Raw genomic sequence first — 25870 nt, 5'->3', positions numbered from 1 at the left:
GACCGACCAACGCGGCCAGACCGTCAGGCCCGGCCTCCCGCCCCCACAGCTCACCCCTCGTCGAGCTGACCGTCGTCGGCCGGCGGCTCGTCGTCGCCGGTGACCGGGTCCGGTGACCCGGTCGCGCCCGGCTGCTCCTCCTGCGTGGGTTCCGCCGGCGGTGCATCACTCGTCGTCGGGGACGCCGGGGTGGGCGCAGCGGTCGGTTCCGGGGTCGGCGCAGCGGTCGGTCCCGGCCGGTCGTCCCGGTCCCCTTCCGGACGGGGTTCCGGGTCGGGCAGCGGCTCCGGCATCGGCTCGGGCGTCGGCTCGGGCGTGGGTTCGGGGGCCGGCGCGGGCTCAGGAGCGGGTTCCGGGGCCGGCGCAGGTGCAGGCACGGGTTCCGGGGCCGGCGCGGGCTCGGGCGTGGGCTCGGGCGTGGGCTCGATCCAGTCCGACCCGTTGCTGACCACGACACGGACGACGTCCCCCGCACGGACCGTGGACCCGGCCCCGGGCTCCAGCCTGAGGACGACGCCCGCGGGGCGGGCGCTGTCGACCGGCTCGAGCGTCGCCGTCAGACCCCGTCCGGCCAGGAGGCCGAGGCAGCTGTCGCTGCCGCCACCGGCGCAGCCGCTCGGCACGGTGCGGCGGTCACCGCGCACGAAGGCCGGGTCGGCCGGCGGGAAGGGCACGGCGGGCCTGCCGCTCAGGACGGGTGCCAGCGCGTCGTGCCAGATCGCCGCCGCCTTGCCACCACCGAAGCCACCGACGTCCCGGTTGGCGACGGGGTCGTAGACCATCACGCTCGCCGCGATCTGCGGGGTGTACCCGACGAAGGCGATCGAGTAGTTGTCCTGGCTGGTACCCGTCTTGCCGGCGATCTGGTGGCCGGGGATGTAGGCGCGCCGGGCCGTCTGCCCGGGGTGCCCGGGCTCGACGTCCTTGCGCAGCGCCTGGCTGAGCGTGTCGGCGATCCCGGGGGCAACGGCCTGCGGGGTGCACTGCTGCCCGGTGCCGATCGGCGCGCCGTGCGCGTCGGTGAGCGGCTGCCCGTCCCGGTCGAGGATCGCGTCGATCGGGCTGGGTGCGCACCGGGTCCCGCTGGCCGCGAGGGTGGCGTAGGCGTTGGCGAGGGCGAGCGGGCTGGTGGCCTCCGCGCCGAACGTGAACGACCCGCGGTTCTCGGCCACGATCTGCTCGGCCACCGGGTCGATCGAGGTCAGCCCCATGCGCTGGGCCATCGCCACCGGCCCGGCCACGCTGCCCAGCCGGTCCTCGAGCGCGAGGAAGTAGGTGTTGGAGGACATGTAGAGCGCGCGCTCCATGTCCAGCGTGCGCGGGTAGCGGCCGGCGTTCTGGACGTCGTAGGGCCGGCCGCCGTCCCGGTAGACGGTCGAGACGTAGGGATCCGACGTGGTGATCCGGTACTCGAGGCCGTAGCCGGCCTCCATGGCGGCGGCCGCGGTGAAGACCTTGTAGGTCGACCCCGCGCCCTGGCCGGCGGCGAGGTGGAGGTTCACCGTCGTCTGCGCGGGGTCGGCCGCGTCCAGGCCGTAGACCCGGTTGACCGACATGGCCAGCACCCGGCCGGTGCCGGGCTCGATCGCGGTGTAGATCCCTGCCCGCGGGTCACCCATGGCCAGCGTCTCGAGGACGGCGGCGTTCCCGGCCTGCTGCATCGCCGGGTCGAGCGTCGTCCGGATGGTCAGCCCCCCGGTCTCCAGGCTGCGACGGTCCAGGCCCAGGGTCTCGGTGGCGTACTGGAGGACGTAGTCGCAGAAGAAGCCACCGATCAGGGCCTCGGTGCACCCGTGCGGCGGCCCCGTCCCAGGGGTGAGCACCACCGGCGCGCTGCGGGCCTCGTCGGCGGCCTGCTGGTCGACCATGCCGAGCTCCAGCATCCGGCCGATCACGACGTCGCGCCGCGCGGTGGCCCGGTCGGGCGCGACGAACGGGTCGTAGCTCGTCGGGCTCTGGACCAGGCCGGCGAGGGTGGCGGCCTGGGCGAGGGTCAGCGCGTCCGGAGTGACGCCGAAGTACGCCTCGGCCGCGGCGTGCACGCCGTAGGCCCCGGCACCGAAATACACGCGGTTGAGGTAGCGGGTGAGGATCTCGTCCTTGCCGTAGTGCTGCTCCAGCCCGAGGGCGATGCGGGCCTCGAGCAGCTTCCGGCCGACGCTCTCCTCGGTCGCCGCCGCCCTCTCCTCGGGATCCTGCGCGCTCTGCAGGCGGATCTGCTTGACCAGCTGCTGGGTGAGGGTCGACCCGCCCTCGACCACCTCACCGGCTGCGAGGTTGTGCAGCAGCGCCCGTCCGAGCCCCTTGCCGTCGACGCCCTCGTGGTCGAAGAAGCGCGAGTCCTCGATGGCGACCAGCGCGTCCTTCATCACCGGGGCGATCGCGTCACCGGCGACCGGCGTGCGGTTGCGCCGGAAGAGCTCGGTGATGAGCGTGCCGTCGGCCGCGAGGATGCGGGTGTTGCCGGCCGGCGTCCGATCGATGAGGTCGGGCTCGGCGGGGCTGAGCACCTCAGCGGCGTAGCTGGTGCCAGCAGCCACACCGGTGACCGCGGGCAGGGCGAACCCCGCGAGCAGCAGACCGGCCAGGACGACGGCCAGGCAGAGGTGCAGCAGCGCTCTCGGCGCGCGGCGGCGGCAGGTCGGGCCGGTCTCGACGCCTGGCAGCGGCAGACCGTCAACGGATGGGCGGGGCACACGACTCCTCGACGACGGGGCACGGGCCGCGCACGTCGCGCGACCCCGGCCCTGTTGCCTTCCCCGGCACAAGGCGTCCCGTGCGCGAGAACGCCAGGTGTCACGCGATGGCAAAGCGCTCGTGCGGCGACCGTCATGTGCCTCCCGCGGGACCAGATGCCGGCGGGAGCTCCCCGCAGCAGCCGATGAGTCCTAGGGTCCGGAGGCGTCTCCCCCCGGGGACCGACGAAGGGAAGCGCATGAGCGACGAGGTGGGCACCGACCTGCAGCCCCTGGTGGGGCGGACCTACGACGGCCTCGCCGAGCTGCTGGCCGGCAGCCCGGACGGGACGTGGGACGCCGCCTCGCTGTGCGCGGGATGGCAGGCGCGGCACGTGGTGGCGCACGTGACGATGCCCGCGCGGCTCACGACGGAGCAGTTCGGCGCCGAGATGGCGGCTGCCCGGGGCGACTTCGGCGTCCTGTCCGACACCGTGGCGGCCCGCGACGCCGGCCTGCCCACCGGTGAGCTCCTGGACGCACTGCGCTCGCCGGCCCTGCACGCGTGGCAGCCGCCGGGTGGTGGCGCCGCCGGGGCGCTCAGCCACTCCGTCATCCACTCCCTCGACGTCACCGTCGCGCTGGGCCTGCCGCCCGTGGCACCTGCCGAGGCCGTGGTCGCCGTCCTCGACCAGCTCACCGCCGCGGAGGGCGCGATCTTCGGGATCGACCTGACCGGGGTCCGCCTCGAGGCGACCGACACCGGCTGGAGCTGGGGCGACGGCGAGCCCGTGCGGGCGTCGAGCGGGGAGCTGGTCGCGCTCCTGGGCGGGCGGACGCTGCCCGACGGCCGGGCGCTGCGCCGCCGGTGACCTGGACCCCCGAACGGACCGCGCCGGAGCGGCAGCGCACCCCGGCATGGTCACGGGTCCTGCTGGTCGCCCTGGTGGGGTTGGCCATCGGCACGGCGTACGCGGTGGTGCGGGTGCGGGCGGCGGCTGCGCTCGACTGCAACGACTGGGACGCGCACACCGGCGTCAGCCTGAACGGGGTGCTGGTCGCGCTGGGCGGGGCGGGGCTCGCCGTCGCCGTCCTGAGCTGGCTGGTGCTGGGGCGCCGCTACGGCCTACCGGGCGGCCTGGCCGCCGTGGTCGTCACCGTGCTGGCCCTCGCCGCCCTGGCATTCGCCCTCCTCGCGACGGTGCCGTTCCCCGACTACCCGCTACCGGGCTGCCCGACCGGCGAGCCGGCGTGGTGGCCCTCCTGGCTGCCGAGCTGATCCGTCCCGGACGACGAAGCGGCCCCGCACTTCCGTCGAAGTGCGGGGCCGCTCGGTGTCTCAACCAGACGTGCACCCGAAGGGATTCGAACCCCTAACCTTCTGATCCGTAGTCAGATGCTCTATCCGTTGAGCTACGGGTGCGTGTGTTCAGTTGTCGTGCGCGGAGGCTCCGGGATTTGAACCCGGGATGGGGATTAACCCAAACCGCATTAGCAGTGCGGCGCCATAGACCGGACTAGGCGAAGCCTCCCGGGGTCCGAGTCACCTCGTAACCACCGAGGAGAGAGACTACCAGCGGCCCGGAGGCGTCTCCCAGCCCGGGTCCCGACCCCCGGCGAGATCTGCACACTCGCCCGCATGACTCCCGCGATGGGGGCGAGAGTGCAGATCTCGTCCGGGCAGGTCAGGCGGTCACCGGCTCCCGGGCGCCGTCCACCGGCAGGGCCGCCCGCCGGCCGGGCACCAGGGTGACGACGACGGCCAGCGCCGCGCCGAGCGTGGCGAGCACCAGGCTCCCCGGCACCCCGGACGGGCCCTCGATCAGCGCACCGCCGAGCGCCGCGCCGATCGCGGAGGCGCCGACGGTGATCGTCGACAGCCAGGTGAACGCCTCGGTGGTGGCGTGCACCGGGGCCATGGCGCCGACGAGCGTGTTCTGCACCGTCAGCGTCGGGGCGATCGCGGTGCCGCCGAGGAACAGCAGCACGCCGAGCGCCCACGGGCTGGAGATCCAGGCCAGCGGGGCCAGGCCGATGGTCACGCCGAGCAGCAGCAGCCGGTACTGGCGGGGCAGCGAGGTGCTCAGCACGCGGGCGCCGAACCAGAGGCCACCGGCAACCGAGCCGAGCGCCCACAGGGCCAGCAGCAGACCCGACAGCCCCGGCGACCCGGTGGAGTCGGCGAAGGCCGGGATGGCGACCTCGAGCGCGCCGAAGCCGAGCATCAGCGCGGCACCGCTGAGCAGCAGCCGCGGCATGCCCGGGGTGAGCACGGTCGAGAAGAGGCCGGCCCGGGCGCCGACGACCGGCACGTAGGCGCGGGTCGCCGCCGACGTCGCGATGCCGAGGGCGCCGATCACGCCGAGCACGCCGGCCAGCCCGACGGCCGCCGCGGGGGACACGAACACGGCCAGGGCCGCGACCAGCGACGGGCCGACGACGAAGACCAGCTCGGTCGCCGTCGCGTCGAGCGCGTAGGCGGTCGAGCGGACGCGGACGTCGACCCGCGACCACAGGGCGCGGACGGTGCCGGAGACCAGCGGGGTGGCCATGCCGGCCAGCGCGGCGGCGCCGATCACGAGGACGTCGGCCGCGCCGCCGAGGACGACGGCGACGAGCAGCGCCAGCAGCAGCGGGTAGGCCGCCGCCTGGGAGAAGAGCACCGGACGGGGGCCGCGACGGTCGGCGACGCGGCCGAGGACCGGCGCCATGACGGCGGAGGCCACACCCAATGTGGCGGAAGCGAGGCCCGCCACCGCGTAGGAACCGGTCTGCTGCTGCACCATCAGCAGCAGCGCCAGCGGCACCATGGCCGACGGCAGACGACCGGCGAAGCCGGCAAGGAGGAGCACCGGGGCGGAGGGAAGCCGCCACACGGACAGGTACGCACGCACGACAGAACTCGTTTCAGACTTGCGGGGAAGGAATCCGTAGGGGACTAACACTGTTTTATCCCCTACGCAGTCCCGAACGCTATCACCCAGGGGTAGGGAGTCATATGGATTACGACACCTACGGGTCGACGGCGGTCGAGCTGGCCATCGAGCTGGCGAACACCGACCGCGGCGATCCGGGCTGGGCGCACGAGTTCCTGAGCTCCCACGACGACTGGTTCACCCCGGGGACGCCGCTCGAGCTCTCCCCCGGCGAGACGCACAAGGCCGGCGCCACCGCCGACCTCGTCCGCGCCGTCGCACTGGCGCAGACGCAGGACGACGTCCTCACCCGGCTCAACGAGCTGCTGGCGCTGGCCCGGCCGCGCCCCTACGCCACCGACCACGACGGGGAGCTGCACCTGCACTACGCCCGCCCCGACGCCCCAGTGCTCGAGCAGCTGACGACGACGGTCGCGATGGGCTTGTCGCAGGTCGTCGTCCAGCACGGGTGGCAGCGGCTGGGCGTGTGCTCGGCGGAGAGCTGCGACGACGTCTACGTCGACACCTCCCGCAACGCCAGCCGGCGCTACTGCTCCAACACCTGCGCCAGCCGGTCGACCGTCGCCGCCTACCGCGCCCGCCAGAAGGCCTGAGCGCCGCTCCCTGACGATCAGGTGGCCTGATCGAAACGGGTCCTGGCTCACCACTGGTGGTGAGCCAGGACCCGGAACGATCAGCTCAGCTGATCATCACGGCCCAGTCAGGACTAGCGTCCGAGCGTGGCCTCACCCCGGCAGCTCGACCGACGCCTGCACGCGTTCATCGGCGGACTGCCGACGACCCCCGCCGACCGGTGGCTGCGCCGGATATCGACCGCGGCCAACCACGGCCGGCTGTGGCTGGCGATCGCCGTCGTCCTCGGCGCGAAGAAGGGCCCGCTGCGCCGGGGTGCCGTCCGCGGCATCGGGTCGATGGCGTTCTCCAGCGCGCTGGTCAACGTCGTCCTCAAGCGGATCTTCGGGCGGGTCCGGCCCGACCTGGAGAACCTGCGCGCCGAGCGGCGGCTGCGGCGCTCCCCCGTGACCCTGTCCTTCCCGAGCGGGCACTCGTCGTCGGCCGCCGCCTTCGCGACCGGCGTGGCCATGGAGAGCCCGCTGGCCGGGGCCGCGCTGGCGCCGCTCGCGCTGGGCGTGGGCTACTCGCGGGTCCACGTGGGCGTGCACTACCCCGGGGACGTCGTGGCGGGGCTCGCCGTGGGCGGTGCGGTCGCCGCGGCCACCCAGCACTGGTGGCGGGTACGCCCCAAGGAGCCGGCCCGCGTGCGCGACGCCCACGAGGCCCCGGCGCTGCCCGACGGCGAGGGACTGGTCGTCGCGGTCAATCCCCGCTCGGGACCCGACGACTACGACCCGGCCGCCGACATCCGAGCCATCCTGCCCCGCGCCGAGGTGCTGGAGACGACGGAGGAGCGAGGGGTGGACGAGCTGCTCGGCGAGGCGGCGGCGTCGGGTCGGGCCCGCGCCCTCGGTGTCGCGGGCGGCGACGGCAGCGTCGCCTCGGCCGCGGCGGTCGCGATCGAGCACGGGCTGCCGCTGGCGGTCATCGCCGCGGGCACGCTCAACCACTTCGCCCGGGACGTCGGCCTGGAGACCCCGCAGGACACCGCCGACGCCGTCGTCAGCGGGCAGGCGGTGAAGGTCGACGTCGCCGACGTCAACGGGACGCCGTTCCTCAACACCTCGAGCATCGGCGCCTACCCGGAGATGGTGCGCCGCCGCGACCGCCTCAGCGGCCGGATGGGCAAGTGGCTGGCGCTGACGGTCGCCGTCGGTCAGACGCTCCGACGCCAGTCCCCGGTCGAGCTGGTGGTGAACGGCCGGCCGCTGTCGGTCTGGATCGTCTTCATCGGCAACTGCCTGTACACCCCGCGCGGGCTCTCCCCGGCCTGGCGGCCGCGGCTGGAGGACGGGCTGCTCGACGTCCAGTACCTGCGGGCCGACCTGCGCTTCGGGCGCACCCGCGCCGTCCTGGCCACGCTGCTCGGGGTCAGCGACCACACCCGCAGCTACGGGCACTTCACCGCGACCAAGGTGCGCATCGAGTCACGGTCCGGGGCGCAGCAGGTCGCCTACGACGGCGAGATGGGCGACAAGGCCGAGGTGTTCCACTTCGGCAAGCGCGCCCCGCTGACCGTCTACTGCTGCCGCACCGACTGAACCGGTCCTCCTAGAGTGACGGCGTGGTCGTCGAGGGGAGCAGCGACCGCCGCGGTCTCCTCGGCCAGCTCGTGCGCTTCGCCCTGGTCGGTGTGCTCGGTGCGGCTGTCGACTACGGCGTCTACTCGCTGTCGCTGCACGTCGGCCTGTGGGTCACCGCCGCGCGCACGCTGAGCTTCATCTGCGGGACCGCGACCGTCTACGCCATCAACCGGCGCTGGACGTTCGGCGTCGAGGGCGGCGCGCGCCGCGCCGCCGGCTTCGCGCTGCTCTACGGGACGACGTTCTTCGTGATCATCGGGGTGAACGCGCTGGCGCTGGCGCTGCTGCCGGAGAGCTCATGGGAGATCACCCTCGCCTGGGTGTTCTCGCAGGGCTTCGGTACGGCGGTCAACTTCGTGATGCTGCGCCTGGTGGTCTTCCGCCGCTGACGTCGCCGGCAGCCCGGCTAGCGTGACGCCATGCTCCGCTGGCTGTGCGCCCTGACGGTCGGGGCCGTGCTCTCCGGTTTCGCGTTCCTACTCCTGACCGGGCGTTATATAAACGACGGCCCCGTACTCGTCGTACTCACCGTCGACCATGGCCTGCACGCGGGAGACCTGTTCGTCCTCGCGGGATGGGTGATGGCGATCGTCGCCCTCGGCGTCCTTGTCCGAAATGGGCGCCGTGTGGGCCCACCTGAGCCGTGAGCTTCGGCTGGGCAGGTGTCGGCCCAGGTCGATACGGTCGGCACCCGGGATTGCCCCAGCGATCTTGTGGGCAGTGCACGCCTCGACGCACCCAGGTACCGAGGGAAAGAGGGACACCATGCTGGTTCGCCGGATCGCCCGGCCCCTGCTCGCCGCACCGTTCATCTACGGCGGCATCAGCACCCTGCGCAAGCCGCAGGACCGCGTGCCCGGGGCCGCCCCGGTCGTGGAGAAGATCGCGGAGACCGCCGACAAGCAGCTCCCGGTCCAGGTGCCCCGCGACGTCCAGCAGTGGGTGCAGGCCGACGCCGCCATCAAGGTGGCCGCCGGCTCGCTGTTCGCCCTCGGCAAGTTCCCGCGGCTGACCGCGCTGATCCTCTCGGCGTCGATCGTGCCGACGACGCTGGCCGGGCACCGCTTCTGGGAGCACGACGACCCGACGGAGCAGTTCGGGCAGATCTCGAACTTCCTGAAGAACACCGGCCTGCTCGGCGGGCTGCTGCTGGCCGCCGTCGACACCGAGGGCAAGCCGTCGGTCGGCTACCGGGCACGCCGGGCGGCGAAGAAGGCGGCGAACAGCACCGAGAAGAGCTTCGAGAAGGCCCAGAAGCGCGCCGCCAAGGCGCAGAAGAAGGCCGCGAAGAAGGTCAAGAGCTGACCACTCCGCTCCCGCCCGCGGCCGCGCTCCGGAGGATCGCCTTCCTCCTGGAGCGCGCCCGCGAGCCCAGCTACCGGGTGCAGGCCTTCCGCACGGCCGCGGCCGTCGTCGACGGGCTGGGCGACGACCAGCTCGACCTCAAGATCCGCACGAACACGCTCAAGGACCTCAAGGGCGTGGGCCCGAAGACGGCGGCGGTCGTCGTGCAGGCGCACAAGGGGCAGGTGCCCGAGTACCTGACGAAGCTCGAGCAGGACCTCGCCGAGCTGGTCCCGATGGCCGACGACGTCGCCGAGTTCCGGGCGGCCCTGCGCGGCGACCTGCACCTGCACTCCGACTGGTCGGACGGCGGCAGCCCGATCCGCGAGATGGCCGAGGCCGCGATGGCGCTGGGCCACGAGTACATGGCGCTGACCGACCACTCCCCCCGGCTGACGGTGGCCAACGGCCTCTCACCGCAGCGGCTCGAGCAGCAGCTGGACGTCGTCGCCGCGCTGAACGAGGAGCTCGCGCCGTTCCGGATCCTCACCGGCATCGAGTGCGACATCAACGTCGACGGCAGCCTCGACCAGACCGACGAGCTGCTCGGCCGGCTCGACGTCGTGGTCGCCAGCGTGCACTCCGAGCTCCGCGCGCCCAGCGCGCAGATGACGGCGCGGATGCTGACCGCCGTCGCCAACCCGCACACCGACGTCCTCGGGCACTGCACCGGGCGGCTGGTGATCGGCCGCCGGCAGCGCGACGGCACGCAGAAGCCGCGGCCGGAGAGCCAGTTCGACGCCGAGGCGGTGTTCGGCGCGTGCGTCGAGTTCGGCACGGCCGTCGAGATCAACTCCCGGCCCGAGCGGCTGGACCCGCCGAAGCGGCTGCTGTCGCTGGCGGTGGAGATGGGCTGCGAGTTCGCCATCGACACCGACGCGCACGCGCCCGGTCAGCTGGACTGGCAGTACAACGGCGTCGAGCGGGCGATCGAGTGCGGCGTGCCGGTCGAGCGCGTCATCAACACGAGGACGGCGGACGACCTGCTCGCCTGGACCGCCCGGTGAACCGGTGACGCTGCTCTGGGTGGGTGTCGTCGCGATCCTGCTCGGCGGAGCTCTGGTGGTCTTCCGCGGCCCGATCACGGCGTGGAACGCCCGGGGCGCGGACGCGATGAAGAGCGAGCACGTCCGCCGGGTGACCGGGCCCAACGACGGAGCACCGCGCTACGTCGTCGGCGTCGGAGCGCTGATCCTGGTGGTCGGGGTCGTCCTGGTCGTCGTGGGAGTCTCCTAGCGCGCCTACTCCTCGGCGCTCTTCCCGCTGAGCGCGCGGAGCACGTCTGCGGCATCGCCGCCCGACTCGTACACCTTGGGCGCCAGTCGGAGCGCGGAGCGCTCGCGCCACCAGCGGAGCAGCGATCGGAGCACCACGTACGCGAGGGCGCCCACCACGACGAGCCACCACGTGGCCCCGGACTTCAGCGCCTCACCGAGCAAGGTCGTCATGGCTGCTCCTCGAGAATTGATCGCCCGAAAAGCGAATCACGCGGCGCCGGGCCTGCGTAAGCGACAGCGGGGGCCAATGGATGTCCACTGGACAGCGCGGTGGACAGGGGCGGACAGGTAGCCTGCCGCGGTGAGCCCAGGGGCCGCGGCGGTCGCCCACGACGAGGAGTTGGTCGCCTTCCTCAAAGAGGTCAGAAAGGGCTTGGGGTTGGCGCGCCCCGACTCGCTGCCCGATCTCCCGTCGACCGTACTCGACCAACTGCGCATCGACCCGGACCTCCCCGCGGAGCGCCGGATCCACCAATTCATCAGCCTCGTCTCCCGCGAGCTGAACCGCATGGGCCACGAGCACGTCGCGATGACGAGTTACGCGCGGTTGGGGCTCAACCTGGGCGGCAGCAGCCAGCAGTGGACCGATCGGGTCAACGCGCGCGCCGACTCGGACCTGGTGCACGCCAGGACCGTGATCAGAAAGGTGAACGCCGCCTTCACGATGCTGGCTGCGCGCCTGGCCGCCTCCAACGCCCCGGTGATCGAGGACGCGAAGCACGAGAAGGTCGCGCTCGCGCGCCTCAAGCGGATCGTCGACCGTCGCGGCGAGTTGAAGGTCGTCCGCTGGGATGTGACGGTGCGCGTCTTCGCCGAGCACGTTCAGGTGCACGAAGTCATCGAGGTGCTGTCGCAATCTCCCGACGCCCAGTACTACGTGGTCGGGAAGACGCTCCCCTACAAGACGTCACGCGTTCAGACGGAGGTCCTCGAAGGCGCAGAACTGCTGGAGGTCGAGCAACCGAACGCGCATTGGCTGCTGGAACTGCTGTGCATGCCGGAACCCATTCCTCCAGGCGAGACGCACCGCTTCACGGTGCTCCACGACACCGTCGGGATGGCGCCGATGTGGACGGCGACCGGACATCACGACATGGACGAGATGAATGTGCGGGTCTGGTACGCCGACCGGGTTCAGCGCCCCACGTGGCTGATCGAGGACTTCCCACCGGGTCTCCTGCGCGGCGACGACATCCGCCCGATCCTGCGCGAGCACGCGGTCGAGACGGAGGTGGACCGCCTCGGCAACGCGGCCCACCGGTTCACCGACCTCAAGCGCGACCGGACCTACGGTCTCGCGTGGACCGACCGGGAAGGGGACGAGGCATGAGTCAGCCCGATGACCCGACCGTCCTGCCCAGCCAGCTCGCACTGGCCGGCACGCCGGTCCTGCACCGGGTCTGCCGTTCGTACGACCAGGAGATCTGGCCCCCGGACCGACTGGGTCGCCTGCGCGACATCCTCAGCCTCACGATGACGACCTCGCGGGGTGTCGGCATCGCGGCCAATCAGATCGGCGTGGACCTGAGGATGATCGTCCTGGGCGACCGCGCCGTCGCTCCGCCGGGCGTGGACCCGGGGCTCTACGGCCGCCAGGGGCGGTACCCGTTCGAGACCTACGGCCTGCTCGATCCCGTGCTCGAACCCGTGCTGGACGCCGGGTGGTCGGCCTGGTTCGAAGGGTGCCTGAGCGTGCCCGGCTACACCGCGCTGGTCGCCCGGTGGAACGCGGTCGTCGTCCGGGCTCTCACCCCGGCCGGCGAGCCGACGACGTTCCAGGCCGACGGCTGGCACGCACGCATCCTGCAGCACGAGACGGACCACGTGAACGGGGTCCTGTACACGGAGCGCATGACTCCCCGCACGTTGATGGACAAGGCGCGATACCAGACGCACTGGCAGGGCCTGCCCGTCGCGGACGTCCTCACAGGGCTCGGCGCCGAGGTCCTCGTCCCTCCGGGGAGCTAGCCGAGGTAGTCGGCCAGGGCCTCGCGCCAGTCGCGCGGGGTGAAGCCGGTGGCCTCGATCTTCGCCAGGTCGAGCACGCTGTTGAGCGGCCGGACGGCGGCCTGCGGCTTGTCGGCGAAGTACTCCTCGGTGCTGGTGCGGCCGACGTCGTCGGCCGACCGCCCGCGCGCGGCGAACACCGCGGCTGCGACCTCGGCCCAGGACGCGGGCTCCCCGCCGTTGGTCAGGTTGTAGGTGCCGAACGGGGCGCCCGACGACAGGAGGTGGGCGATGCCGGCGGCGAGGTCGACGGTGAAGGTCGGCCGGCCGATCTGGTCGTCGACCACGGTCGGCGAGATGCCCCGGTCGGCCAGCGAGGCCATCGTGCGGACGAAGTTGCCGCCCTCGCCGACCACCCAGGTGGTGCGGACGACGTAGTGCTCGGCTGCCCGGGCGGCCTCGACGTCGCCGTCGGCCTTGCTCTGCCCGTAGACCGACAGCGGGGAGGGCTCGAGGTCCTCGCTGATCGGGCCCTCGTGCCGGCCGTCGAACACGTACTCGCTGGAGACGTGCACGAGCGTCGCGCCCACGGCGTCCGCGGCCCGCGCGAGCGACCCGACGGCGTCGACGTTGGCCGCGCGCACGGCGTCGTGGTTGGCCGGGTCCTCGGCCGCGTCGACGGCGGTCCAGGCGGCGGCGTTGAGGATCACGTCGACGCCGTCCCAGGCGTAGGCCTGCACGGCCGCGGCGTCGGTGACGTCGAGCTCGGCCCGGCCCAGCGCGACGGCGTCCGGGAATGCCTTCTGCAGCGCCCGGCCGAGCTGGCCGTTGGCGCCGACGATGACCGTCGTCACTGGCCCTGGGCCGCGTACTTGGCCTCGACCTGCTGCTTGAGCGGGCCCCACCACGACTCGTTGCCGCGGTACCAGTCGACGGTGGCGGCCAGGCCGTCGCGGAAGTCGGTGAACTGCGGCGTCCAGCCCAGCTCGTCGCGGAGCTTGGTGGCGTCGATGGCGTAGCGCAGGTCGTGGCCGGCGCGGTCGACGACGTGGTCGTAGGCGTCGCGGGGCTGGCCGAGCAGCTCGAGGATCAGCTGGAGCACCTCGAGGTTGTTCTTCTCGCCGTCGGCACCGATCAGGTAGGTCTCGCCCGAGCGGCCCTTCTCGATGATCGCGTGGACCGCCGAGTTGTGGTCGTCGACGTGGATCCAGTCGCGCACGTTCTCGCCCTTGCCGTACAGCTTGGGGCGCAGGCCGGCGAGCACGTTGGTGATCTGCCGCGGGATGAACTTCTCGATGTGCTGGTAGGGCCCGTAGTTGTTCGAGCAGTTCGAGATCGTGGCCTCGATGCCGAACGACCGCACCCACGCGCGCACGAGGAGGTCGGAGCCGGCCTTGGTCGAGGAGTACGGGCTCGACGGGTTGTACGGCGTCTCGGGGGTGAACTTCTTCGGGTCGTCGAGCTCGAGGTCGCCGTACACCTCGTCGGTGGAGATGTGGTGCAGCCGGACGCCGTGCTTCCGGACCGCCTCGAGGATCGTGTACGTCCCGATGATGTTGGTCTGCAGGAACGGCGACGGGTCGTTCAGCGAGTTGTCGTTGTGGCTCTCGGCCGCGAAGTGGACGACGACGTCGCTGCGGCCGACCAGCTCGTCGACGAGCCCGGCATCGGCCACCGAGCCCTTCACGAACTCGATGCGGTCGCGCACCGGCGCCAGCGACGCCTCGTTGCCCGCGTAGGTGAGGGCGTCGAGCACCGTGACCTGGTGCTCGGGGTGCTCGCGCAGCGTGTAGTGGACGAAGTTCGCCCCGATGAAGCCGGCTCCACCCGTGACAAGCATCCGCATCGTCGGACGAACCCCCAGAAATCGCCTGCAACTGACGCCGTCACCCTAGCTGGACGGCGGTGCGGGGCCGCCCGTGCAGCCGGTCAGCGCCCGTGCGGACGCCGGCGCTGCGACGGTCGGTGACCGCGGCCGTCCGCCGTTCGGGTGGGCGTGGTCCCCGGGACGGGTGGCGCTCCCGCAGAAGCATCACGGGTGGTCACCGGTGGACGCCAGGATCGCGCCGTGCGCCGGGAACTGCTGAGGAAGGTCGCCGAGTCGGTGGCCGTGGTCGTGGCGGCCGCGCGGTGAGGCTGTGGAGGAGAGGCCCGTCCGCCCGGCGCCGGGCCGCCGCCCAGGTCGCGGCGAATCTGCGCACCCAGGGCTACGTGCCGCTCACCCCGCCGGCGGCACGCCCAATGGCCAGGCCGCCCGAGGTGAACCCGCAGTGGGTCTGGCCGCGGGCCCATGCGGCACGGCATCCGCTCCCCCCGGGCAGCTGACCCCCGCCGCGGCCTAGTGCAGGCCGGCGTCGGCGAGCCCCCGGGCGTCGCGCGAGCGCTCGGCGTCCGGATCGGTCGCCAGGACGGCGAACATCGCGGCCAGCACCAGGAACGACGCCACGACCACGGCCGGGGTGTCGTACGGCGTCCCGAGCTGGCTGAGGACGCCGACCACGAACCCGTGCCAGGCCAGTCCCGCCCAGGCGACGGCGGCCCGCGCCCCCGTCATGCGCAGCGCGAGGACGACGACCGGCAGCAGGAAGACCAGGTCGTGCGCGAGGTGCTTGAAGCAGATCAGCGAGACGACCGACGCGATGCCGAGCTGGAACACCCAGTCGCCGGAGCGGATCTGCCGGCGGGCGATCACCGCCAGCGCCACCGCCCCGACGACGGCCAGCGCGCTGACCACCGGCTCGTTGCCGTCGAACCACGGCGTCAGGCCGAGGACGGTCATCAGGTCGGCCGCCCCCGAGCCGACGGCGTTGCCCGCGACGCGGAACGGCCCCAGGACGGCGTCGACGAGGCCGGTCGAGGTGACGACGGCGAAGAGCAGCGCACCGCCCGCGAGGACGGCGCCGGCGACGACGATCGTCCGGATGCGTCCGGCCACGAGCAGGACGAGGCCGAGCGGGGCGAACGAGTACTTGGTGAGCGCCACCGCCAGCGGTATACCCGCCCACGGCCGGGCGGCGAAGGCGAAGGCCACGGTGGCGCAGGCGAGCAGGAAGACGCCGTGCTGCCCGACCGACAGCCCGAGCCGCACCGGGGTGGAGGCGAGCAGCGCGCCGACCAGGATCACCGTGCCGGCCCGGCCGAGGTGCGCCGTCCGGGCGTAGAAGACCCCCAGCGCGATGGCGAGGGCGACGCTGAGCACCAGCCACACAGCGCGCGCGGTGGTGAAGGGCAGCAGGCCCACGGGGCTGAGCACCTCGTAGAGCAGGTGCAGGTAGTTCGGCGACTGCGTGAGGATGATGTCGTCGGAGCCGTCGAGGCGCGCCTGGTACGGGTCGACGCCGTCGAGGAAGAGCCGGGTCGGGCTCCACTGGAAGTCCTTGCTGCCGAACTCCCGGGCGTCCGACAGCGCGCGGCGGCCGCTGACGGCGACGGACGCCACCGCCAGCAGGCTGGTGGCCGCGGCGACCGCCCAGAGCGCGGCGGCGCGCGCCCGGGCGGACTCGAGGACGGACATCAGCCGGCGCGGCGACCCAGCGCGCGGTACGTCCAGCCGGCGGCGACCCACGCCTCGCGGTCGAGGGCGTTGCGGCCGTCGAGCACGCGCTTCTGCTTGACGATCTCGCCGAAGGCGACCGGGTCGAGGCTCCGGTAGTCCTTCCACTCCGTCAGCACGAGGACGGCGTCGGCGCCCTGCGCAGCCTCCTCGGCGGTGTCGGCGTAGTCGAGCTGCGGCCACTGGCGGCGGCTGTTCTCCACCGCGGCCGGGTCGGTGACCCGGACGACCGCGCCCTGCAGCTGCAGCTGGGCGGCGACGTTGAGCGCCGGGCTGTCGCGGATGTCGTCGCTGTCGGGCTTGAAGGCCGCACCCAGGACGGCGACCCGCTTGCCGAGCAGCGAGCCGTCGCAGACCTCGCGGGCGAGCTCGACCATGCGGATCCGGCGCCGCATGTTGATGTTGTCGACCTCCTTGAGGAAGGTCAGCGCCTGGTCGGCACCCAGCTCGCCGGCGCGGGCCATGAACGCGCGGATGTCCTTGGGCAGGCAGCCGCCACCGAAGCCGAGGCCGGCGTTGAGGAACTTGCGGCCGATGCGGTCGTCGTACCCGATCGCGTCGGCCAGCAGCTTCACGTCGGCGCCGGTGGCCTCGCACAGCTCGGCCATGGCGTTGATGAAGGAGATCTTGGTGGCGAGGAACGAGTTGGCCGCCGTCTTCACCATCTCGGCGGTGGCGTAGTCGCTCTCGACCTTGGGGGTGCCGCGCTCGACGATCGTCGCGTAGACCTCGTCGAGGAGGGCACGCGCGGTGTCGCCGTCCTGACCGGCCGGCAGGCCGTAGACCAGGCGGTCGGGGTGCAGCGTGTCCTGGACGGCGAAGCCCTCGCGGAGGAACTCCGGGTTCCAGGCCAGCAGCGCGCCGGGCACCTTGGACGAGACGACCTCGGCCAGGCCGGCCGCCGTCCCGACCGGGACCGTGGACTTGCCGACGACGAGCTCGCCGGGGGTAAGGACGTCGAGCAGCGACTCGACGGCGCCCTGGACGTAGCGCATGTCGGCGGCGTACTCGCCGCGCTTCTGCGGGGTCCCGACGCAGACGAAGTGCACCTGGGAGCCGGCGGCGTCGGCGAAGTCGGTGGAGAAACGGAGGCGGCCGGTCTCGAGCGTGCGGGCGAGCAGCTCCTCGAAGCCCGGCTCGTAGAACGGCGCACGGGCCTGGGACAGGGCCTCGATCTTGGGCGCGTCGACGTCGATGCCGACGACCTCGTGGCCCAGCTCCGCCATCGAGGCCGCGTGCACGGCACCGAGGTAGCCGCAGCCGATGACCGAGATCTTCATGAGTGCTCCGCTTCCCGTCGGGTGGCCGGGCCACCTCTCCCCCGCGAGCGCATGACGCGCCATGTCACAGAGGACCGTAAGGGCTGGCTCTGCCCTGGAACCACCTCGTGAGACGTGCTTCATCCGCCAAGGGCCCGTGTCTCCTCCCGACGAGGGAGGAAGCGGACTCGGGGGATCGTCATCGAACCGTCACCCGGTCGGGGACGTGGTGGCGGTTGACTGGTGAGCACCGGGGGAAGTGACCGACGGAACGTGGACGACGGGGAGTCCTGTCCAACGCCGGCGTCGAGCAAGGGCGCAGGCCTATTCGTCAGAAGGAACGGCGATGAGCTGGCTCCTGGTGATCGTCGCGGCATGGGTACTCATCGCCGTCTTGCTCGCGATCCTGATCGGCCGCGGGGTGCGCCGCGCCGACGTCGAGGCCGCGAGGATCGGACGGACGCCCGACACCGAGGTGTCGGCCGACGAGCCAATCAACGCGAGGCCCGCCGCTCGCACCCGGCACGAGCTACCCAGCGCCCGCCGGCCGCTGAGCCGCCCCCGCAGCCCGTTCTCCGAGACTGTCGGACCGGGCCGTCCCTCTCGCCGCAGCTGACAGCGCTCACCCCGCCGGGTGAGCGGCACGGCTGAGCCGCCTGTCTCTCGCCGTACGCTCGTGCGGACGTTCGGCGTACGGGGGCTGGCATGGACAGGGACGAGACCGGCGAGCAGGAGTTCGACTCCGCGGAACCGGTCAGGCACCGACCCCTGCGCCGGGTACTGATCAGCCTGGGGGTCCTCGCGCTGGTGCTCGCCCTCGTCGTCGGTGGCGGGCTCTGGTTCCTCACCAACCGGTACGCCGGCAACATCGACCGCGTCGCGGACGTCTTCTCTGGCCTGGACGAGGACTCGCGCCCGGCGCCCGCGACACCCGCGCAGCCGGCCGGCGACGACCCGGTCACCTTCCTGCTGGTCGGCTCGGACACCCGCGCCGAGCTCGAGCCGGGCGAGACGCCGGACGGCCGCTCGGACGCCATCATGATCGCCCGCTTCACCGCGGACCGGCAGCACGCCCAGCTGATCTCGATCCCCCGCGACTCGTGGGTCGACATCCCCGGCCACGGGATGAACAAGATCAACGCGAGCTATGCCTTCGGCGGGCCGACGCTGCTGATCCAGACGGTCGAGCAGCTCACCGAGGTGCGCATCGACCACTACGTGACCATCGACTTCGACGGGCTCATCCAGGTCACCGACGACTTGGGCGGGGTGGACGTCGTGGTCGCGGAGACCAGCACGAACGGCCCGTACACGTTCCAGGCCGGCGAGAACCATCTCGACGGCGAGCAGGCGCGCTGGTACCTGGCGCAGCGCAAGGGTCTGCCCGGCGGCGACTTCGACCGGGTGCGGCGCCAGCAGCAGTACCTGCGGTCGATGTTCAGCAAGCTCTTCAGCTCGGACACCTTCACCGACCCCGGCCGGCTGGACGCCGCACTACGAGCGGTGACGGGTGCGACGACGGTCGACGACACCCTCGGCAACACCGACCTGCTGGCGCTGGCCTACTCACTGCGGAACGTGCGGCCCTCGAGCGTCGAGTTCTTCACCGCGCCGGTCCTCGGCACGGGCATGGAGGGCGCGGCGAGCGTCGTCTACCTGGACGCCGTCACCGGCGATCGGATGTGGACCTACCTGCAGACCGACTCGCTGGCCCAGAACGCGGCCGAGTTCGAGCAGCAGGCCCTCCCCGACGTCCCCCGCTGACGATCGAAGTCCGTCGCCGGGCGAGCAGGCGCCTAGCGGGGGTTGGCGAGCTCGTAGCCGGTCCGCTCCTGGCAGAACGCCGAAAGCTCGGCGGCTGCAGTGCGCGCGGTGACCTCGTCCAGGTGGTGGCTGTCGAGACCCATCAGCGCTGAACGCCAAGCGTCACTGTTGCGCAGGGTGCCGACGAGCACGTCGCCGTACCGCCCGATGGCCGCCATGTCGGGCGCCCCCGACCCGGCAAGGATCAGTAGCGGGCTGACCGGCAGCGGTACCCCTCTGCTGGCGAGCAGAAGCTCGATCTGCCGCGCACCGTTGCGAGTCTGGGCCAGCTTGCTGTCCAGGTCGGGAACCTCACCTCGTCCGTTGCGGCGACCGAACGAGGCCTTGACCTCTACGGCGAAGCAGCCCCCTCGGGCCAGCACCACGTGGTCGACGTCCCTATGGGCGAAGGAGACTCCACTGACCACGGCGAGAACTCCGGGCGCCTTGTCCAGCTCATCGCCGACCATCCCTTCGAAAGCGCGACCCAGGCGGGGAAGAACGCTGCCGTCGGCGATCGCGAGCAGCACGAGCAGCATTACGGTGAGCACTCCGAGATAGGCGCCCACCACTAGCCCTGCTGCGAACGGCCAGCTGGACACCAGGATCGCCAGCAGCCCCCCCGACACGGCGAACGCGCCGAGGGCGGCGGCCATATCGCGCCAACGACTCTGCAGCAGGCGCCGGCGAGCGACCCGCAGCTCGCGGTCCAACCACGAGCCTCGGCGTCGGCGACGGCTCGCCCGCCGATCTCCCAGCGGCCATTCGCGCCGGATCTGGATGGAGCGCACAGCGTCCTATCGGCTGGATCGCCGGCCGACCTGAGCCACTCAGGAGTGGGCGGTGCCCTCGGCGCGGGAAGGGAGCTGCTCGGGCAGGTCGAGCGTGTGCTCATCTGCGGAGCGGCGCAGCGCCCATTCGGCGGGCAGCACCAGGCGCGGCGCGACACCGACGAGGACGGCGACGAGGAACGAGACGCCGGCCAGCGCCTCGCCCGATTCCTCGACGAACGTCGCCGCCGCGGCCCAGTTGCTGGCAGAACCGACGGCGCCCGCGACGGCGGAGGACACCGCCGACAGCCCGACCGAGGCGGCGGCGTAGAGGGCGAGGACGCCGAGCATGCGGCGCCGGTCACGGCGCTCGGTGCGGCTCAGGAACGCCAGCCCGGCGAGGACGGCGACCGCGGCTCCGGCGCTGACCAGCAGAGCTCCGGTGTCGCTCACGGCATCCGACAGCAACGCCATGACGTCGGAGTGGACGGTGCTGCCTGCTTTGACGGCGGCGATACCGCCGGCGACGAGGCCGATGGCGAGCCACCACGTGCGGCGGCCAGGGATGCTGCCGGCGCCGGCAACGGCAGCGAGCGCGGCTGCGGCGAAGAGGGCGGCGACGAACAGGCGCGGCAGCGACCAGGGCGCGTCCATGGACAGCAGATCTGCAGTCGGACCGCTCGCCCCGGTCAGGCGGCCGACGTAGCCAACAATCTCCAGCGCGACGGCCACGCCGAACAGGGCCACGCCGATCGGCGGAACGGGGATTGCGCGGCGACGTTCGCGGACGACAGGCGCGCGCCGCTCGGCGGCCACCCGGAGGTCAGGGGCGGCCGCTCCGGCTGCACGCAGGTCGGCCTGCCGGATCCCACGGCCGAGCACCGTGCCGACGACGACAGCGATCGCCATCCACGCGACGAGACCGCCCAGCACCCAGAGCCACCACACGCTCTCCTCATCGGCAGCCCGAGCGACGACTGTGACCACACGGTCACAGTTCCCCCGAATTGGGCAGAAACTCCGCGACGCGCCGGATGATCAGCGAGCGGCCGGCTCCTCCGCCGCAGCGGTCCCGCACGCCTCAGCCGACCGGAGGTCGGCGAGCCTGCGGAGCAGCGGCAGGAAGGTCTCGACGATCAGCTCGCCCGCTTCCTCGTGCGCCTCGATCGGCTGGTTGATCGGATCCCACACGTCGTCGTCGGTGCGCGTCGCGCTCCGTCCGGGCCGGGCATCAGCCATCGCCCTGACCAGCGCTCGCGCCCGCGCCACAAAGTCGTCGCCTTCGGGCTCGAGGTCGTCGAGTGCGGAGAGCAGAGCAGCTGCCTCGCGGAGGGTGAACGTGCGTGCGAGGGCGCGAGGAGCCAGACCGAGCACCTGGTTCCGGTGAGCCCGGGTCATCGTCAGGACCAGGTCGGCCTGGGCAGGGTGCTCCTCCGCCAGCTGGCGGGCGCGGAAGCCGTCGGCCTCGACGCCGTAGCCGCGGAGGACGAGAGCGCTGTCCGGGTGCATGGCCGAACCCACGACGGCCCGGGTGCCTGCGCTCTCGACGACCAGCTCGCTGGCGTCGTCGCCCAACGCCTCGCCGATCCACGCCCGACCCAGCCGCTCGGCGAACGCCGACCGGCAGATGTTGCCGGTGCAGACGACCAGGACCCGGAACGGATCCGCAGGGGCAGCGGACACCTGACCAGTGTCGGTGAGAGCTCCGCTCATGGTTCGGTCGACCTACCCGCCAGGGTGACCAGTGACGAGCCGGTCCGTTCGGCAGGTTCTGCCTGCGTGGCGTTCGGTGATGGAGCGATCTCGCTCCGTAGAACTATGTGCATGACGTGGGTGCTGCTGGGCGGAGTCGCGTGGGCTGCCTGTTCGCTGCCCCTGGCCTGCCTTCTCGGCCGCGGGCTGCGGCTGGCGGACGAGCGCGAGGCGACCGGGCACCCGCTCGTGCCCGACTACGTTCCGGACGACCTGCTGGTCGCCGCTCCCCCGCGCTGACCGGGAAGGTCAGTAGGCGCCCGACCCGCGGACGACCGCGCCGAAGGTCTTCCACAGGATCATCAGGTCGAACGTCAGCGTCCAGTTCTCGACGTACCGGACGTCGATGCGCACCGAGTCGTCCCACGAGAGGTCGGAACGTCCGCTGACCTGCCACAGGCCCGTGATACCGGGCTTCACCAGGAGCCGGCGGCGCATGTCGAAGCCGTACTGCTCGACCTCGCGGGTGACGTGCGGCCGCGGGCCCACGAGCGACATGGTCCCGTTCAGAACGTTGAACAGCTGCGGCAGCTCGTCGAGCGAGTAACGGCGCATGATCGCGCCGATCCGGGTGACCCGGGGGTCGCGCTTCATCTTGAACTGGACGTCGTTGCCCTCGTTGCTCTGCTCGAAGAGGGCGTCCACGATCTTGTCCGCGTCGGGGACCATGCTGCGGAACTTGTAGACCTTGAACGCCTTGCCGCCCAGGCCGATGCGCTCGTGCATGTAGAAGACCGGGCCACGGCTCGTGAGCTTCACCGCGAGAGCGAGCCCGATCAGCAGCGGCGCGATCAGCAGGATGCCGAACGAGGCGGCGGTCTTGTCGAAGGTCGTCTTGAGCAGGCGGCGCACACCCCGGAACTCGGGGCGCTCGACGTGCATGAGCGGGAGGCCGGCGATCGGACGGATGCGCACGCGGGGGCCGGCCACCTCGGTCACGGCCGGCGCGAGCAGCAGTTCGGCCTCGGTGGTCTCGAGGTCCCAGCCGAGCTGTCGCAGCGCGGGCCCGTCGAGTTCCGGCGACGGCAGGACAGCGACGGTGTCGACCTGGTACTGCTTCACCACGTCGACCACCTGGTCGAGCGCGCCCAGTACGGGCAGGCCGTCGAACGTGGCGGTGACGTCACCGCGGTGGTCGTCGGGCACGCAGCAGCCGATGACGCGGTAGCCGTGGTATGCCTCACGGTTGATCTGCGCGTGCAGCGCCTGCACCCCGCCGCGGTGACCGACCACGATCGCGGTCTGCTGGAACTGGCCGTTCTCGCGCTGGCGGTGCACCCAACGACGCTGGATGAGCCGATGCCCCATGGTGAAGAGCGCGGCGAGTGGCAGCGCGACGATGACGAAGCCGCGGGCGAGCTCGAGCCGGAACGCCCAGGACAGCGTGCCCAGGCTGGCGAGCAGGGTGGCGGAGGCGAAGAAGACCCGGCGGAATTCCTCGGAGCCGATCCAGAGGAAGCGCTCCTCGTACGCCCGCAGCGCGAGCATGGCGCCGACCCACAGCGTGGGGAGCACCAGCAGGACGAGCGCGAGGCTGCCGGCGTCGCTGAAGCGCTGGGTGACCGGCCCCGTCTCGGCCACCATGCCCACGAAGCCAGCGACGAGCGCGGCGACCACGTCCAGGACGACGAGCCGGCGGACGTAGGCACCGCGCCAGGCGCGGCGGGCTTTCGTGCCCTCGCCGCGAAGCCGGGCCACAGACCATGACGATCGGCGACCGCGCTGCTGCGGAATGTGACGAGTCGTTCCGTCACGGACATCGATCAACGACACCTTAGGCACCCCCGTGCGCATCGGCCTTGGCCGGAACTACGTGCTACTCGACGGGAGCGCCGTCGACCGACCAACAAAGTATGCAGTCGAAGCCGTTTCGCGGAAGATGGTTGATAGCCAAATCTTCTCGAATCGCGGCCAGTCAGAGCCCGGCACTCCGTTGGTGTACTCACGGCTCTGAGTGCCTTACCAACCGTTATGACGCGCCGCTCACCCCCTGGAGCGACATCGCTATCGCAGGCGTGAGTTTGGTCACGCCATGCGCCTAGAGCTCAATTCATGAGTCGCGCGCGGGACGTCAAGCCCGTCGATGCGGGAGCCCAGCACTCCCCGCTGGGCTGCCATGCGCCGTCGCAGCACGCTGGGCCCGGTGGCAGCCATCGGTGCGCGTACCGCTTGGCACGACGGCGGCCGCGGTCCTCGCCAGATGGACACCCCGCGCGAGGAGCGCTACCGCTGGTTGCGATCAACCAACCGCCGCACAACCCCGCACGCTCGGCTACATAGCTGCAAGCGCTTACATGGCTCCAGACTGGTCCGCAGCGGTCACGCGAGCAACGCCAGACTGCCACCGCCTACGACCCGATGGCGAGCCGCCAGCACATCGCCCGCGTCGGACAAGAAGGCGCGACTGGTTTCGGTTGCCCTCTTTCGCCTTGTCGAACGCACCAGATGCGACTCGCAGAGAAGCCGCTGAGACCGCAGGAGAATCATCGAAGGCATGTCCGCACCCCCTCTCGTTCAAGGCGCGGACCCTCGGATATCCGGCGCTCACCGCACGATTCAAAAGATGACAAGTACGTAGTTCGACACCTCTCCTGCACCTTAGGAGGGCAGGATTGGGACCTCCTCGCCATCCGGGATACCGTGGCGCCGAATAGCTCGACGACGGGAGAATCGCAGGTGACAAAGGGTAGGGCCCTCGTTACGGGGTGTGCTGGATTTGTCGGGAGCACGCTGGTGGAGCAACTCCTCGCAGCCACCGACTGGGAAGTTATTGGACTCGACTCACTGACTGACTACTACTCCCCGGAGTTGAAGAGGCGCAATCTCGAGACGGCACAGAAGTCTGACAGGTTCTCATTTGTGCACGCCGATCTCAATCGGATCGATCTTGCGGGACTCGTGCAGTCGGTAGACCACGTCTTCCATCAGGCCGGCCAGCCGGGCGTGAGAAGCTCGTGGGGCACTGAGTTCGATATCTACATCGACAGCAACATCTCCGCGACACAGAAGTTGCTGGAAGCGAGCCGGTCCGCGGAGTTGAAGTCATTCGTCTATGCCTCATCTTCCTCCATCTACGGGGATGCCCGCGCTTATCCAACGCGAGAGACGGACGTCCCCTCGCCCCTTAGTCCTTATGGCGCAACCAAGCTGGCGGCGGAACATCTGTGCTCGCTCTACGCCGCAAATTTCGGCGTACCGACGGTGTCGCTGCGCTACTTCACCGTCTATGGCCCCAGGCAGCGACCTGACATGGCCTTCACGCGACTGGTCAGGAGCGCAATAGAAGGGCGGCCATTCGACGTCTACGGTGACGGATCCCAGATCCGCGAGTTCACGCATGTTTCGGACATCGTTCGGGCGAACATACTGGCGGCGACCGCAGGTCTCCCGCCCGGAAGGGTGATCAATCTATCGGGCGGCTCGTCGGTCTCTCTGACCGAAGTGATTGACGTGGTCCAGAGCATCCACGGATCGCCCTTGAACCTTCGGTATCGCGACTCCCTGCCGGGCGACGTCAAACGAACCGGCGGCAGCACTGAGCTAGCTGGGAAGTTGCTCGGCTGGCGCCCCGAGATCCAGCTGCAGGAGGGGCTGAAGTCCCAGTACGACTGGGCAATGCGGTCGAGCAACTAGGCCGCCGGCTGGCCCGACCGAGAAGATCCCGCCGGATGCAACGAACGGCATGGACCTAGTGAGTCGCCTCGCCTGTGAACCGGCGCTCATCGGGCTGCTCCTCCTGGTCGGGGCAGCCCGATGGCCGCCTGGTACGGCCCCTTGCCCCACTGTGAAGGCATCCCTGGGCACCCAGAAGCGTTCCACGTCGACTCGTTGGACTCGTCGGACCTCCATATCGCTTCGGCGTAGAATGTACCTGTGCGAACGCTCTCTTTGATCAAGTTGATCGCCACCCCTCGCCTGCGGGGTGCCGCACTGATACGAGCGGCCAGCCGTGGCGGCTGGACAGCGTACATTTGGCGCAATCTGCTTATGAGCCTTCACGGTTGCGACGTCTCGACGAAGTTCGCCATCCAGCCCGATCTGCACGTTCCGCACCCGATTGGGATTGTCATCGGCGAAGGTGTAAGAATCGGCCGCGATGTCACGATATATCATGACGTCACGCTGGGTCGCGACCGCCGAGGAGAATACCCTGTAATCGAAGACGGTGCATGCATCATGCCGGGAGCCATCATCATCGGTGGCGTCACCGTCGGCAGGAACGCGGTGATAGGAGCCCACGCGGTGGTGACGCAGAGCGTGCCGGATGATCACGTGTTGCTCCCCACTGCTAACAGTCGCATCGCCCCTCTGAAGCAACGCCACGATCATTCCCGCGGATGGCCGTACCTGTAGTCG

27 protein-coding genes and 2 tRNA genes are annotated in these 25870 nt (G+C 71.2%); 16 read left to right on the top strand and 13 right to left on the bottom strand.

The genetic code is table 11. The annotated features are described in order from the left end of the window. Positions 1-50: 50 nt before the first annotated feature. A complete protein-coding gene (locus DCS98_RS01150) occupies positions 51-2696 on the bottom strand; it encodes a penicillin-binding protein (protein ID WP_241036994.1) in 2646 nt (881 codons plus the stop codon). Positions 2697-2935: 239 nt separating this feature from the next. Here DCS98_RS01150 and DCS98_RS01145 point away from each other — a divergent pair, with 239 nt between their 5' ends. Both DCS98_RS01145 and DCS98_RS01140 read left to right on the top strand, forming a co-directional pair. Beyond that, the gene (locus DCS98_RS01145) at positions 2936-3547 is read left to right on the top strand and encodes a maleylpyruvate isomerase family mycothiol-dependent enzyme (RefSeq protein ID WP_116449517.1); all 612 of its coding nucleotides are present in this window, start codon (positions 2936-2938) and stop codon (positions 3545-3547) included. Next, on the top strand, positions 3544-3954 hold the full coding sequence (locus DCS98_RS01140; RefSeq protein WP_116449516.1) for a hypothetical protein: 411 nt from the start codon (positions 3544-3546) through the stop codon (positions 3952-3954). The genes DCS98_RS01145 and DCS98_RS01140 overlap by 4 nt, the downstream gene beginning before the upstream one ends. Positions 3955-4025: 71 nt before the next feature. On the opposite strand, the gene DCS98_RS01135 is transcribed toward DCS98_RS01140, so the two are convergent. The 3 genes from DCS98_RS01135 to DCS98_RS01125 form a co-directional block, all read right to left on the bottom strand. Continuing rightward, positions 4026-4098 (bottom strand) — tRNA-Arg (locus DCS98_RS01135). A gap of 20 nt (positions 4099-4118) precedes the next feature. Further along, a tRNA-Ser gene (locus DCS98_RS01130) sits at positions 4119-4207 on the bottom strand. Positions 4208-4360: 153 nt separating this feature from the next. Next, entirely contained in the window at positions 4361-5569 is a 1209-nt protein-coding gene (locus tag DCS98_RS01125; RefSeq protein ID WP_116449515.1) for an MFS transporter, read from the bottom strand. A gap of 104 nt (positions 5570-5673) precedes the next feature. Between DCS98_RS01125 and DCS98_RS01120 the strand changes: the two genes are divergently transcribed. The 7 genes from DCS98_RS01120 (at position 5674) to DCS98_RS01090 (ending at position 10389) form a co-directional block, all read left to right on the top strand. Next, positions 5674-6204 carry a CGNR zinc finger domain-containing protein gene (locus DCS98_RS01120; RefSeq protein WP_116449514.1) on the top strand — a complete coding sequence of 177 codons (531 nt, stop codon included), beginning with the start codon at positions 5674-5676 and terminating at the stop codon, positions 6202-6204. A gap of 126 nt (positions 6205-6330) precedes the next feature. Further along, a complete protein-coding gene (locus tag DCS98_RS01115; protein WP_116449513.1) occupies positions 6331-7767 on the top strand; it encodes a bifunctional phosphatase PAP2/diacylglycerol kinase family protein in 1437 nt (478 codons plus the stop codon). Positions 7768-7790: 23 nt separating this feature from the next. Then, positions 7791-8198, top strand: a complete 408-nt coding sequence (locus DCS98_RS01110; RefSeq protein WP_116449512.1) for a GtrA family protein — start codon at positions 7791-7793, stop codon at positions 8196-8198. Positions 8199-8228: 30 nt separating this feature from the next. Then, positions 8229-8456, top strand: a complete 228-nt coding sequence (locus tag DCS98_RS22775; RefSeq protein WP_164704320.1) for a hypothetical protein — start codon at positions 8229-8231, stop codon at positions 8454-8456. 118 nt (positions 8457-8574) lie between these two features. After that, positions 8575-9114, top strand: coding sequence for a DoxX family protein (locus tag DCS98_RS01100; RefSeq protein ID WP_116449510.1), 540 nt, complete (start codon positions 8575-8577; stop codon positions 9112-9114). Further along, on the top strand, positions 9111-10160 hold the full coding sequence (locus DCS98_RS01095; RefSeq protein ID WP_116450094.1) for a PHP domain-containing protein: 1050 nt from the start codon (positions 9111-9113) through the stop codon (positions 10158-10160). Before DCS98_RS01100 ends, DCS98_RS01095 begins: the two co-directional genes overlap by 4 nt. Positions 10161-10164: 4 nt before the next feature. Next, positions 10165-10389 carry a hypothetical protein gene (locus DCS98_RS01090; protein ID WP_116449509.1) on the top strand — a complete coding sequence of 75 codons (225 nt, stop codon included), beginning with the start codon at positions 10165-10167 and terminating at the stop codon, positions 10387-10389. A gap of 5 nt (positions 10390-10394) precedes the next feature. On the opposite strand, the gene DCS98_RS01085 is transcribed toward DCS98_RS01090, so the two are convergent. Next, positions 10395-10601: a hypothetical protein gene (locus DCS98_RS01085; RefSeq protein ID WP_116449508.1), complete on the bottom strand. Its 207-nt coding sequence runs from the start codon at positions 10599-10601 to the stop codon at positions 10395-10397. A gap of 130 nt (positions 10602-10731) precedes the next feature. On the opposite strand from DCS98_RS01085, the gene DCS98_RS01080 reads away from it, so the two are divergent. Together DCS98_RS01080 and DCS98_RS01075 are read left to right on the top strand one after the other, a co-directional pair. Beyond that, positions 10732-11760: a hypothetical protein gene (locus tag DCS98_RS01080; RefSeq protein WP_116449507.1), complete on the top strand. Its 1029-nt coding sequence runs from the start codon at positions 10732-10734 to the stop codon at positions 11758-11760. After that, on the top strand, positions 11757-12398 hold the full coding sequence (locus tag DCS98_RS01075; protein ID WP_116449506.1) for a peptide deformylase: 642 nt from the start codon (positions 11757-11759) through the stop codon (positions 12396-12398). The genes DCS98_RS01080 and DCS98_RS01075 overlap by 4 nt, the downstream gene beginning before the upstream one ends. On the opposite strand, the gene DCS98_RS01070 is transcribed toward DCS98_RS01075, so the two are convergent. The 4 genes from DCS98_RS01070 to DCS98_RS01055 all read right to left on the bottom strand — a co-directional run bounded on the left by DCS98_RS01070 (position 12395) and on the right by DCS98_RS01055 (position 17210). Beyond that, the gene (locus DCS98_RS01070) at positions 12395-13231 is read right to left on the bottom strand and encodes an SDR family oxidoreductase (protein WP_206340043.1); all 837 of its coding nucleotides are present in this window, start codon (positions 13229-13231) and stop codon (positions 12395-12397) included. The genes DCS98_RS01075 and DCS98_RS01070 overlap by 4 nt on opposite strands. Continuing rightward, entirely contained in the window at positions 13228-14223 is a 996-nt protein-coding gene (gene rfbB, locus DCS98_RS01065) for a dTDP-glucose 4,6-dehydratase (RefSeq protein ID WP_116449505.1), read from the bottom strand. Before rfbB ends, DCS98_RS01070 begins: the two co-directional genes overlap by 4 nt. 492 nt (positions 14224-14715) lie before the next feature. Continuing rightward, entirely contained in the window at positions 14716-15891 is a 1176-nt protein-coding gene (locus DCS98_RS01060) for a glycosyltransferase family 87 protein (protein WP_164704319.1), read from the bottom strand. After that, complete coding sequence (locus tag DCS98_RS01055; protein ID WP_116449503.1) at positions 15891-17210, bottom strand: UDP-glucose dehydrogenase family protein; 1320 nt, start codon at positions 17208-17210, stop codon at positions 15891-15893. Before DCS98_RS01055 ends, DCS98_RS01060 begins: the two co-directional genes overlap by 1 nt. Positions 17211-17535: 325 nt before the next feature. Here DCS98_RS01055 and DCS98_RS01050 point away from each other — a divergent pair, with 325 nt between their 5' ends. Then, entirely contained in the window at positions 17536-17805 is a 270-nt protein-coding gene (locus tag DCS98_RS01050; protein WP_116449502.1) for a hypothetical protein, read from the top strand. An 89-nt stretch (positions 17806-17894) separates the two neighbouring features. Next, positions 17895-18953 carry an LCP family protein gene (locus DCS98_RS01045; protein WP_116449501.1) on the top strand — a complete coding sequence of 353 codons (1059 nt, stop codon included), beginning with the start codon at positions 17895-17897 and terminating at the stop codon, positions 18951-18953. 32 nt (positions 18954-18985) lie between these two features. Here DCS98_RS01045 and DCS98_RS01040 read toward each other — a convergent pair whose 3' ends face one another. From DCS98_RS01040 to DCS98_RS01030, 3 genes are all read right to left on the bottom strand, one after another. Continuing rightward, positions 18986-19705, bottom strand: a complete 720-nt coding sequence (locus DCS98_RS01040) for a nuclease-related domain-containing protein (protein WP_164704318.1) — start codon at positions 19703-19705, stop codon at positions 18986-18988. 117 nt (positions 19706-19822) lie between these two features. Then, entirely contained in the window at positions 19823-20710 is an 888-nt protein-coding gene (locus DCS98_RS01035; RefSeq protein ID WP_116449499.1) for a hypothetical protein, read from the bottom strand. A gap of 90 nt (positions 20711-20800) precedes the next feature. Then, positions 20801-21445: an arsenate reductase/protein-tyrosine-phosphatase family protein gene (locus DCS98_RS01030; RefSeq protein WP_164704317.1), complete on the bottom strand. Its 645-nt coding sequence runs from the start codon at positions 21443-21445 to the stop codon at positions 20801-20803. Positions 21446-21586: 141 nt separating this feature from the next. Here DCS98_RS01030 and DCS98_RS22770 point away from each other — a divergent pair, with 141 nt between their 5' ends. Further along, positions 21587-21754 carry a hypothetical protein gene (locus DCS98_RS22770; protein ID WP_164704316.1) on the top strand — a complete coding sequence of 56 codons (168 nt, stop codon included), beginning with the start codon at positions 21587-21589 and terminating at the stop codon, positions 21752-21754. A gap of 9 nt (positions 21755-21763) precedes the next feature. On the opposite strand, the gene DCS98_RS01025 is transcribed toward DCS98_RS22770, so the two are convergent. Then, on the bottom strand, positions 21764-23212 hold the full coding sequence (locus DCS98_RS01025; RefSeq protein ID WP_241036991.1) for a sugar transferase: 1449 nt from the start codon (positions 23210-23212) through the stop codon (positions 21764-21766). 942 nt (positions 23213-24154) lie between these two features. Between DCS98_RS01025 and DCS98_RS01020 the strand changes: the two genes are divergently transcribed. Then, positions 24155-25147 carry an NAD-dependent epimerase/dehydratase family protein gene (locus tag DCS98_RS01020; RefSeq protein WP_338070202.1) on the top strand — a complete coding sequence of 331 codons (993 nt, stop codon included), beginning with the start codon at positions 24155-24157 and terminating at the stop codon, positions 25145-25147. 240 nt (positions 25148-25387) lie between these two features. Next, positions 25388-25867 (top strand): LbetaH domain-containing protein, encoded by a 480-nt coding sequence (locus DCS98_RS01015; protein ID WP_206340042.1) that lies wholly within the window; start codon positions 25388-25390, stop codon positions 25865-25867. Positions 25868-25870 lie beyond the last annotated feature (3 nt).

Source organism: Blastococcus litoris, assembly GCF_003075095.1.
GTDB classification, from domain to species: domain Bacteria; phylum Actinomycetota; class Actinomycetes; order Mycobacteriales; family Geodermatophilaceae; genus Blastococcus_B; species Blastococcus_B litoris.
Note: the sequence above shows the minus strand (reverse complement) of the source record. Positions and strands in the feature narration are given on the sequence as shown.